Origin of the sequence: Geitlerinema sp. CS-897 (assembly GCF_028368005.1) — a bacterium.
GTDB lineage: Bacteria > Cyanobacteriota > Cyanobacteriia > Cyanobacteriales > Geitlerinemataceae > Baaleninema > Baaleninema simplex.
On sequence record NZ_JAQNCQ010000279.1, the window covers coordinates 1 to 9,436 of the forward strand.

12 protein-coding genes are annotated in these 9,436 nt (G+C 50.8%); 2 read left to right on the forward strand and 10 right to left on the reverse strand.

Translation table 11 applies throughout. The features are described from left to right. Nucleotides 1-172: 172 nt before the first annotated feature. From POG22_RS17475 to POG22_RS17500, 6 genes are all read right to left on the reverse strand, one after another. Nucleotides 173-1,453 (reverse strand): TldD/PmbA family protein, encoded by a 1,281-nt coding sequence (locus POG22_RS17475; protein WP_498906636.1) that lies wholly within the window; start codon nucleotides 1,451-1,453, stop codon nucleotides 173-175. A 69-nt stretch (nucleotides 1,454-1,522) separates the two neighbouring features. Further along, nucleotides 1,523-2,392 carry a Tab2/Atab2 family RNA-binding protein gene (locus POG22_RS17480; protein ID WP_063719715.1) on the reverse strand — a complete coding sequence of 290 codons (870 nt, stop codon included), beginning with the start codon at nucleotides 2,390-2,392 and terminating at the stop codon, nucleotides 1,523-1,525. 224 nt (nucleotides 2,393-2,616) lie between these two features. Next, complete coding sequence (locus POG22_RS17485) at nucleotides 2,617-3,390, reverse strand: tetratricopeptide repeat protein (protein WP_063719714.1); 774 nt, start codon at nucleotides 3,388-3,390, stop codon at nucleotides 2,617-2,619. Nucleotides 3,391-3,396: 6 nt separating this feature from the next. Then, complete coding sequence (locus POG22_RS17490) at nucleotides 3,397-3,813, reverse strand: pre-16S rRNA-processing nuclease YqgF (RefSeq protein ID WP_017662810.1); 417 nt, start codon at nucleotides 3,811-3,813, stop codon at nucleotides 3,397-3,399. A gap of 388 nt (nucleotides 3,814-4,201) precedes the next feature. Next, on the reverse strand, nucleotides 4,202-4,990 hold the full coding sequence (locus tag POG22_RS17495; protein ID WP_498906637.1) for an SDR family NAD(P)-dependent oxidoreductase: 789 nt from the start codon (nucleotides 4,988-4,990) through the stop codon (nucleotides 4,202-4,204). A 146-nt stretch (nucleotides 4,991-5,136) separates the two neighbouring features. Next, the gene (locus tag POG22_RS17500; RefSeq protein WP_498906638.1) at nucleotides 5,137-5,289 is read right to left on the reverse strand and encodes a hypothetical protein; all 153 of its coding nucleotides are present in this window, start codon (nucleotides 5,287-5,289) and stop codon (nucleotides 5,137-5,139) included. A gap of 209 nt (nucleotides 5,290-5,498) precedes the next feature. On the opposite strand from POG22_RS17500, the gene POG22_RS17505 reads away from it, so the two are divergent. Beyond that, nucleotides 5,499-5,984, forward strand: coding sequence for an orange carotenoid protein N-terminal domain-containing protein (locus POG22_RS17505; RefSeq protein ID WP_035493682.1), 486 nt, complete (start codon nucleotides 5,499-5,501; stop codon nucleotides 5,982-5,984). An 11-nt stretch (nucleotides 5,985-5,995) separates the two neighbouring features. Here POG22_RS17505 and folP read toward each other — a convergent pair whose 3' ends face one another. The 3 genes from folP to POG22_RS17520 form a co-directional block, all read right to left on the reverse strand. Continuing rightward, nucleotides 5,996-6,943, reverse strand: a complete 948-nt coding sequence (gene folP, locus POG22_RS17510) for a dihydropteroate synthase (protein ID WP_498906639.1) — start codon at nucleotides 6,941-6,943, stop codon at nucleotides 5,996-5,998. 90 nt (nucleotides 6,944-7,033) lie between these two features. Continuing rightward, a complete protein-coding gene (gene rnhA / locus POG22_RS17515) occupies nucleotides 7,034-7,534 on the reverse strand; it encodes a ribonuclease HI (protein ID WP_063719711.1) in 501 nt (166 codons plus the stop codon). A 141-nt stretch (nucleotides 7,535-7,675) separates the two neighbouring features. Next, a complete protein-coding gene (locus POG22_RS17520) occupies nucleotides 7,676-8,296 on the reverse strand; it encodes a class I SAM-dependent methyltransferase (protein ID WP_498906640.1) in 621 nt (206 codons plus the stop codon). A 191-nt stretch (nucleotides 8,297-8,487) separates the two neighbouring features. On the opposite strand from POG22_RS17520, the gene nblR reads away from it, so the two are divergent. Next, nucleotides 8,488-9,207: a response regulator transcription factor NblR gene (nblR, locus tag POG22_RS17525; RefSeq protein ID WP_063719709.1), complete on the forward strand. Its 720-nt coding sequence runs from the start codon at nucleotides 8,488-8,490 to the stop codon at nucleotides 9,205-9,207. Nucleotides 9,208-9,253: 46 nt separating this feature from the next. Here the strand turns inward: nblR and POG22_RS17530 are convergent. After that, nucleotides 9,254-9,436, reverse strand: a 183-nt coding sequence (locus tag POG22_RS17530; RefSeq protein ID WP_498906641.1) for a zinc ribbon domain-containing protein, incomplete at its 5' end; no start/stop codon positions are given.

Genomic DNA, 9,436 nt, shown 5'->3' on the forward strand with positions numbered 1-9,436 from the left:
GGAGAGGGGGAGAGAGGGAGAGGGGGAGAGAGGGAGAAACTATTAACTGTTCTCTGTTCCCCGTTCCCTGTTCCCTGTTCCCTGTTCCCTATTCCCTGTTCCCTATTCCCTGGTGACTGAAACACTGTTGACTGCTCACTGTAAAAGGTGACTGTCTTCATCTCCCCATCTCTCAACTGCGTCCGGTGACAGACAAGCCTTCAACGATCAGTGAGGGAGTGTAACAGGAGCCGTTCCAGATTCCGTCGCCGCCAAGTCTGACAAGGTTCCGTAAGGCAGTGTAGACGTTACCGGACACCATCGTATCTTTGACGCGGCCGATAACTCGGCCGTTTTTAACGCGATAGCCGAGGGCGACGTTAATCGAGAAGTCACCGGACAAACCGCCCCCCCCGCCGAGCATTTCATCGACGATCAGGCCGTCGTCGAGTTGGGAGACTAAGTCGTCGAGGGAACCGGAACCAGGACGAACGATGAGGTTAAACAGTCCGGGGGTGGGATAGCCTTCTAAGCCAGGGCGAAATCCGTTTCCCGTACTGCCACATCCGAGAATTCGACCGATGCGGCGATCGGTGTAAAACAGTTGCAAAACTCCGTCTTCGATAAAGACGATGGGACGAGTGGGAGTCCCTTCGTCGTCGAACGGACAACTGTAAGGGCCGAGGTCGGGATGTTGGGATAGGGTCAGATGGGGGGAGAGAACGCGATCGCTGAGGCGATCGCACCACGGCGATGATTTTTCGATCGCCCGTTTGCCGTTGAGTGCCGATTGAATGGTACCCCACAAGAGATCGGCGGCTTTGGAGGTAAACAGGATCGGAACGCGACCCATTGGCGGTAAGACGTTGGCCTGGGCCCAAGCCAGACGCAAGAGGATTTTATCGGCCAGTTCTTGGGAATCGAGGGTATCCCGCTGGGTTTGCCCGTCGCAGATACTTAAAAAATCCTCACCTCGTACCCATTCAGCGGCGAGATCGCTGCTGAGGGTGGTGTCGGTATAACTGGCGTCGAGGCCGTAGGTGTTGGCAATGCGGGTGGTTTCCATTTCGCATTCCCACGCCGCCGTGCAGAGAATTTCTGGGTAGTGCGATCGCACGATGTCGATGGCTTCTCGTCCCCACTCGATGAGTCGATCGACGGGAACCGCCTGTCCGATATCGGGATAGCTCGCGTTCGACGACGGACTGAGTTCGATGGCTTCGGGAGGATTGAGAGAACTAATGGCGATCGCGCGATCGACGAGATCTTGAGGATCGACATCACCGTAAGCCACGGCCAATCCGGGGCGTCCTCGTTTCCACAGACGCAAGCACAATCCGTCCGACTCTACGCTTTCGAGTTGCTTGAGGCGATTGGCTTCAAAGTAAACGGGTCGCGTATGAGATTGCGACAGAAAGACTTCAGCCGCTTCAGCTCCAGCACGAAGTGCGAGATCTAGGAGTTTTTCTACCATGACCGGCCCCAGCGCGACAAACGATCGATCCTTCTCACTTTGCCCTGTCTAGATATCCGTACCGATCGCCTAGGTTAAGTTGAGTTCTGGCAACAGCCAAAACCCGGCAAAAGATTCAGCGTTGGGATCGGACTGGATTGCTAAAAAGTGAACGCCCCTAGACTGCTCTTTAACCGATTCAAACCCTTTGGCTTCAGTCAGGGTGCGATCGTCGCTCACGTTGGCTAGACGCCAGCTATCGTCGGCTCCCGTTTCGAGAACCAGTTGGGGACGCGGTGTCGTCACGAATTTGAGAAAGCCGAGTTCTAACCCAGACATCCAAGCAGCTAGGGGAAACGCTCTCGAGGAAAAGACGATGACGCCGGGAATGCGGGTGTTGGGGTCTAAGTCGAGCAGCTCGAGGGGAAAGGCTTCGCTAAAATCGATTTCCCAGTCGGGAAAATCGGCAAAATCGCTCGCGGCGAGCGTGACGAACGCCCATCGTTGTCCTTCGAGGGCGTCGGGCAGCGATTTCGGGGCTTGGGGTTGATAGCGTACGGACGGAGACTGAGCGGCAGAGGCTTGATAGTTGGGATCTTGGGGATAGACGGTTTCGAGGCGTTCTTCTAGCCACTGATACAAGGCTACGGTACGGCGACTGATGCTGGCATCGATGCCGAGGTCTTTGGCCGCTTTGACAATGAGGTTGTTCATCTGACGCCGGAAGAAGCGGATTTTGGTCGGCGGTTCTGGGGCTTCTTCCATCGCTTGCGTTAGTGTTTCGGCCAGCCAGGCCGAGTTAACGGTATCGCTCGGACAGTAACGGGCGAAACGAAACAGACTGTCGCGCGATCGCACTGTTGTCAGAGGACTTTCACAGACGAGCAGCTCCCAGCGCTTTTTTTTGTTTTCGTCCACGATGGGACGGGAGTAAAAATCAATTTCCCAAACGATGCCCATGCCACACTTAAATTCGTCAAGTTCAATTCGTTACGTCTTTTATCATACGGTTCGATCGGCCGCAGGGGTTCAGTCGCCAGTCACCAGTCACCAGTCGCCAGTCGCCAGTCACCAGTGAGGAGATGATGGGATGATGGGATGATGGGATCGGGAGAAACTGTTACCTGTCCTCACTCTTCCCTCTTCCCTCTTCCCTGAAGAAGCTCTCCCGATCCATGCTTCTCTTACTTCAAATCGGCGATCGCGTCGAGGGCGAGTTCGGAGGCGGTGAAGTTATTTTGTTTGCGGAATAGGGCTTCGGCGGTTTCGAGATCGGCGACGGCTGCATCGATGTCGTCGAGACTGGCGTAAACCATACCGCGATTGTAAAACGCTTTGGCGTACTCGGGTTCGAGGATGACCGTTTGGTTGAAGTCTTGCAAAGCTTTCGTGTATTCGCCGAGTTCGACGTAGAGACTACCGCGATTGAAATAGGCAAAGGTATATTCGGGAGATAGTTCGAGTGCGCGATTGTAGTCTGAGAGGGCTTTGTCGATGTCGCCGAGTTTTTGATAGGCGCTACCTCGATTTCCGTAAGCACGAACGTCGTCGGGATCGAGTTCGAGGATGCGCGTGAAATCGGCGATCGCCCCGTTGTAATCCTCGACTTTCAATCGGGCTAAGGCGCGACCGTGATACGCCACGATGTTATCTGGAGCTAGTCGCACGGCTTGGTTAAAGTTGGCAATGGCGTCGGTGTAGTGTTCGGCTTCCAGATTTTTTCGACCTTGCGAAATGGCGTTGATATACCTGGGGTTCGCTTCGGCTTTGGCTTTGGCAATTTGCTTCGACCACCAAGACCCGGTTTGAGAGTCGGAATCGAAACGAGTCGTCGAAGAGGTGAGCGGGTGTAAGTTTTCGGTCAGGCTACGAGGCCCGAACGCGATAACTACAGCCAGAAACGCAACGATCGCGCTCCCGTAAGTGAGTGCGATTCGAGTTTTGGGGTTCAAATTCATCCGTCGTCAGTGCCGACTTAGATAGCGTTCTACAAGTAAGATAGCTACGATATCATCGATCGGTCTTGGGGGGACACGCATTCCTTGTGGGATTATACGCGATAATCCCCGAGGTGGATTCATTTTCCAATACCGATCGCGGGCTTCGAGGGTGCTATTGTGTTCGTTAATCCGGGCGATCTCGAGGTCGGGTAAGGCTTCACAAATGTCGCGCTCCCATTGTTTGGAGGTCGTGCGATCGCCGATGACAATGCGATCGACTCTGTAGGTGCGACAGGTCGATTTTAAAGTGTCGATCGCTTGCTCTGAAGGTACGACAGCCGCTTCGAGAACGTTACCGTTTTCTCGCACGACGGCGATGCCACATTTGTCGCGACCGGGATCGAACCCGATCGATACGCGATCGTCAGCTTGGGACGTCATATCCTTTTTTCTTAAGTCAGGACAGAAATTATAGAGCCTGTTGCAACAGATGCAAAAGATTGGATCGAGAGTTTGTGGGTTCATCTCACTTTTGTAAAAACTGTTGTAAAAATATGAGTCTGGGGTAGGTTGGACTGAGCGAAGTCGAAGTCCAGGGGTGGAGCGATGGCTCTACCCAACCACAGCTCAATTCACTGTAGAGACTCCGATCTGATAAATTTACAGTTTTGAGATGCACCCGAGTTTGTTACACAACCGATCTAGGGTTGTCATAGTAGATAAATCTCAAAATTTCTGTATTTTTTGTAACATCTTTTATCGTGATGTAAATTAATTTTTAAGACCTTCGCCATTGTGAGTATGTGATGTTTTAGATAGCTTCAAACTTTCAGAGAATATGACGAACGAGCCCACCGTCAGCCCGTAAAGAGGCTCCGTTCATTGCCGAAGATTTCGGACTACACAAGAAGGTCACAAACGCTGCAATTTCCTCGGGTTGAATGAGTCGCTGAATGAGAGATGTCGATCTATTTTCTGTGACGAACTTTTTCTCAGCTTCTGCGTTGGGAAGATCGGGAAAAATATCCTTGATGAACTGTACGACACCCGCTGTTTTCGTCGGTCCCGGCAAGACAGAATTCACCGTCACGTTCGTTCCCTTCGTCAGTTCTGCTAAACTCCTAGAAATAGAAAGTTGCATCGCCTTGGTTGCGCTGTAGTGCGCCATTTCAGGTGCGGGATTCACCCCCGACTCGCTCGAAATAAAGAGAATTCGACCCCAATTTTTTTCGAGCATGGTTTTAAGGTAAAAGCGAGACAGGCGAACGCCACTTAAGATATTGACTTCAAATAGGTGTTTCCAAGATTCATCAGTTTCTTCAAAAAATCCAACGGCTTCGTAAATCCCGAGATTATTGACTAAAATATCGACATCGGGAAAGCGTTTTAGGGTTTCTCTACATCCCGCTTCTGTGGAGTTGTCGGCGACTAACCCCTCCAGTTTTGCGTTGGGGAAGCTCTCTCGAATCGATGCGATCGCCGTATCGACAGAGGTTTGAGAACGTCCGTTGACGATGACAACCGAACCTTCTCCGGCGAGCGATCGCGCAATTTCGAGTCCGATACCGCCACTCGACGCTGTCACCAATGCAGTCTTATTCTCAAGCTGTAAATCCATAATTTTTGTTTAGATATGGAGAGTTTTTAGGTTTCTTGGGCTGTAATGCGAAGTTTTTCAAAATTTTTACGATTTGAAAATCGCAGAGTCAACGCCTAGGTGACGGGAAGTTTCGATCGCTGTCTCACTCTGAATTTACCATTCAATTACCTCGGTTCGGGAATTGGTTGAGGAGCGGGACTCGGCGTCGGTTGTGGGGATGGCGTGGGAATGGGTTGCGGAATCGGATTCGGTATCGGTTCCGGGGGAATGGGAGGTGTTGGTGGTTTGGGCTTTGGTGTCGTGATAGCGTAAACCATAATCGAAAGGAAGTCTCGGCAGCTACTCTAGCCTTACCGAATCGATCGCACCGCTGGCGTCTCTCTCTCGATAGAGATGACAGAATTTCCTATTCCCTTCAATCGTTAGATGTGATCGAGCGATCGTAATTGTTAACTTTTATAACAGCAGCGATGGTTGCAACGTCGTCAAACCTCGCTGTGCTGAAGCAACTCGAAGGAGTTTATTTATGGTTACGTTTGCAGAAATCGAAATGAATCTCGACGCGGCGATCGAACAATTTTATCGCCTTCAAACCGATCGACAATTAGCTCTACTGTGGTTTATTTATAAGGAAATGGGCGATTCGGTTACTCCCGCTGCTCCCGCCACAGCAGCTCGTGACGTAGCCGGTGGGTTGTACGAACAAGTTAAAGCAACTCCCCAGGAAGAACAACTGCAAATTATGCGCGATATCGCCCGAAAAGCTAGTACGCGATTTAGTCGCGAGTACGGAGCGCTAAGTGCCAATACAAAACTGGCGTTCTGGTATTACTTAGCCCAAGGAATGGACGAAGGAACCATCATTCCTATGCCAGATAACTATCAACTGTCCGACGAGGCGAAAGAACTGTTCGATGCCATAATTCGGCTGGACTTTCAACAGCAAATCACCATTTTACGGAATGCTGTCGTGAATATGGGAGCCGAACCCGCTGAAGGTGCAGCCGTGTAATTGATGTATCGTCAAATCTGGGTTGAATTAAGATTTAATTCCCGTTCTTCTCTGGCAGTAGAGGCGTTTTTCGTAACGTCTCTACCGTCGTCTGGGGAGTCTCGAAGCAGGGAGTCTCGAAAAATAGCATCGGCAACGCGGGCGACATCGCTCATTTCTGCGACGTCGTGAACTCGCAAAATGTCTGCTGAATTCGCGATCGCTGCCGTACAAGCTGCTGCCGTTCCCCAAACCCGATCTTTAGGGTTTTTGCGATCGAGAATTTGTCCGATAAAACTTTTTCGAGATACGCCGACTAACAGGGGATATCCTAACTCTCGAAATTGGGGAAGTCGGCGCAATAATTCTAAATTTTGCTCGTAGGTTTTGGCGAAACCAATTCCCGGATCGAGTATAATACGATCGCGCGAGACACCGCAGGCAGTGGCTGCCGTGATGTGACGGTCTAATACCCGACTAATTTCTCCGACTAAATCCTCGTACTGTGTCAGTTTTTGCATGGTTTTCGGAGTTCCGCGCATATGCATTAACACTATCGGAACCTGTCGTTCTCCCACTAAGGGAAACATTTCTGAGTCGGCGATTCCTCCCGTTACGTCGTTGACGATATCCGCCCCTGCATTGAGGGCAGCTTTCGCTACTTCTGAACGATAAGTATCGATGGAAATGGGAATCGAACTGTGCGATCGCACGGCTTCGATAACGGGAACGACGCGAGCGATTTCTTCGTGGAGAGACACTTCTTTCGCCCCCGGACGAGTAGATTGTCCGCCGATATCGAGAACGTCCGCCCCCGCCGCTTCTAAACGCTTCGCTTGGGCGATCGCCGCTTCGAGATCGTCGAAATCGCCGCCGTCGCTGAAACTATCGGGAGTCACGTTAAGAACGGCCATAATATACGTGCGATCGCCCCAAACAAACCGGCGATCGCGGACTTGCAAAACTGAACTCACTCCCATTTTTTATACCTTTTTAACCTACTTATCTAAGCATTTAGGAAGATAAGTGATGTTTCTTGACAGAAACACAAACAAATCGAGATAAAATACTTACTCAAATAGCGGTTTGGCAGAATTTCCAAAAACGTTTTCGTACTCCTCATCGACCAGTAACTCATCTTGTCGCGACGCCGCCACCGCAAGAGCGTCGCAGCGTTCGTTTTCCGGGTGTCCCGCGTGTCCTTTCACCCAGAAAAACTCCACTTGATGGCGATCGCACAGTTCGAGTAACTGTTGCCACAAATCGGGATTTTTCGCCATCTCTTTCTTATTGCGTCGCCAACCGTTGGCTTTCCACCGTTTCGCCCATCCCTGTTTCATCGCATCGACGAGATATTTCGAGTCAGAATAGAGCGACACTTTACAAGGTTGCTTGAGAGCTTGCAATCCCACGATCGCCGCCATCATTTCCATGCGGTTGTTCGTGGTTTTTCGGAATCCGCCTGAAAGTTCTTTTTGATGTTCGCCGTAACTTAAAATCGTACCGTATCCCCCGACGCCAGGGTTACCGCTACAGGCGCCATCGGTGTAAATAGTAACGTGTTTGCTCATTAATAATTTCGCCAAAGTTGCGATCGTCTGGGTTGTTTTTTGTGGGGGATCTCAAAACTGGCCGATCGGCGATCGACGGATATTTCCGAAAGTGTTAACCCCCAAACCCGAGTCTATCTCAGATCCCGAGTGTTTTAGACTTTAATTTTCCGATTTGACAAATATCGTCAACACGATACGAATCAGAAGGTGATAGTGTCCTTCACACCGCCAACCCACGGGTTTAGCGAAGTCTTCTCGCTGCGATCGCGTATACAACCGCAAGCCCCCAGGAGACACCGGATAGATATTCTTTTCGCCAAACCCTTCAAACGGAAGGTAATCGACGAAATAAAATCGCCCTCCCGGTTTTAAAACGCGATCGATTTCCGCGATCGCCACCTCGGGGCGAGGATAGTGTAGAAAGCTAACAGTACAAGATACCGCGTCGAACTGTTCGGCGTCAAAGGGGAGGCTTTCGACGTTTCCCACCGCAAAGTCGAGGCGATCGTCGAAGGCGTTTCGCTTTCGGGCCTGTTGTATCATTTCCAAAGAAAGATCGAGTCCCGTTCCCTGCAAATTGGGATAGGTTCTCGCGAAGCGATCGAGCAATCGCCCCGTTCCACATCCCAAATCCAGAAGCCGAGGCGACGGTGGAAGTTCGACGAATTCCAACAGCCGTTGGTGAATCGCCTGGTAAAATACCGTCGTCAACAAACAATCGTAGTTTGAAGCCCAGATATCGAAAAACTGGCGTTTTCCATCAAAAAACGAGGAAGTCATAAGAATTTCCGTCCGATACGGTCAGACGAACCCAAACTATCGAACCTCTTTCAACTCTATCCTAGGTGGATGTTGGCACGAAGGGCATTGCGCCGCTCCAGTTGACGACTGTTATAGTGGTGATGTTGCGGCATTAGCTCCAAACGCTTTCAACGCCACAGTTTCAACCCTCAAACTCCCTGAAGTTTCCTATGGATGCTGCTTTACTCGATCGTGTCGACTCAACCGGATTTGGCTGTCAGTCTTGCGTGTTGGTTGTCGAATCGGACGTGACGTTAGCCCAACGGATCGCCTTAGACTTGAAAGAAGGGGGATACAACCCGATTCTCGCCCACGACGCCAATAGCGGTTTGACGCAAGCCGATGAAGTCCAAGCGGGACTGATCGCCATCGATCGCATTTTACCGGGAAATTCCGGGCTGTGGCTGTGCAAACACCTTCGCAGTACAGGACATCGCGTTCCCATTTTGATGCTTCTCGCCAGCGATACCGTCGACGATCGCGTAGCCTGTTTGGAAGCTGGGGCGGACGATTACGTGATGAAACCCTATTCCAGCGAGAAATTCCTCTGTATGGTGGAATTTTATTTGAAGCCGGAACGTCAGGATACCAATCAACTGCGGTTTGTCGATCTCGTTCTCGACTTATCGTCTCGTCAAGCCATGCGAGGTGGACGGGCGATCGATCTCACCATGAAAGAATTCGAGTTACTCAAGTTTCTCATGGAACATCCCCGAGAGGTTCTCACCCGAGAACAAATCCTCGAAAACGTCTGGGGATACGAATTTATGGGCGAATCGAACGTGATTGAAGTGTATATCCGCTATCTTCGCCTAAAAATTGAAAACGAAGGTGAAAAACGCCTCATTCAAACCGTTCGTGGTGTCGGGTACGTCTTGCGAGACAGTTAATACATTGACGTTCTCCCCCGCCTGAAAGGCAGGGGGATTCATCGTTCTATGAGTTTCCATTAGCTGACAGGATTTCTCCAACCAACCCAGAGGGAATCTCTCCCGATGCGTGAATTCGGGTGCGCCCCACCCTACTCAAGCCCAATTTAAGGATGTTTATCGCCGCATTTGTATCACGGTCGGCGACGAAGCCACAATGGGGACAAACATGGGTTCTTGTCGATAAAGA

Excerpts from the sequence above, each read along its gene's own strand:
- folP (WP_498906639.1), bottom strand. The coding sequence starts at position 6,943 with ATGGGAGTGAGTTCAGTTTTGCAAGTCCGCGATCGCCGGTTTGTTTGG.
- POG22_RS17490 (WP_017662810.1), bottom strand. The coding sequence starts at position 3,813 with ATGACGTCCCAAGCTGACGATCGCGTATCGATCGGGTTCGATCCCGGT.
- POG22_RS17505 (WP_035493682.1), top strand. The coding sequence starts at position 5,499 with ATGGTTACGTTTGCAGAAATCGAAATGAATCTCGACGCGGCGATCGAA.
- POG22_RS17485 (WP_063719714.1), bottom strand. The coding sequence starts at position 3,390 with ATGAATTTGAACCCCAAAACTCGAATCGCACTCACTTACGGGAGCGCG.
- POG22_RS17475 (WP_498906636.1), bottom strand. The coding sequence starts at position 1,453 with ATGGTAGAAAAACTCCTAGATCTCGCACTTCGTGCTGGAGCTGAAGCG.
- POG22_RS17520 (WP_498906640.1), bottom strand. The coding sequence starts at position 8,296 with ATGACTTCCTCGTTTTTTGATGGAAAACGCCAGTTTTTCGATATCTGG.
- POG22_RS17480 (WP_063719715.1), bottom strand. The coding sequence starts at position 2,392 with ATGGGCATCGTTTGGGAAATTGATTTTTACTCCCGTCCCATCGTGGAC.
- POG22_RS17500 (WP_498906638.1), bottom strand. The coding sequence starts at position 5,289 with ATGGTTTACGCTATCACGACACCAAAGCCCAAACCACCAACACCTCCC.
- nblR (WP_063719709.1), top strand. The coding sequence starts at position 8,488 with ATGGATGCTGCTTTACTCGATCGTGTCGACTCAACCGGATTTGGCTGT.
- POG22_RS17495 (WP_498906637.1), bottom strand. The coding sequence starts at position 4,990 with ATGGATTTACAGCTTGAGAATAAGACTGCATTGGTGACAGCGTCGAGT.
- rnhA (WP_063719711.1), bottom strand. The coding sequence starts at position 7,534 with ATGAGCAAACACGTTACTATTTACACCGATGGCGCCTGTAGCGGTAAC.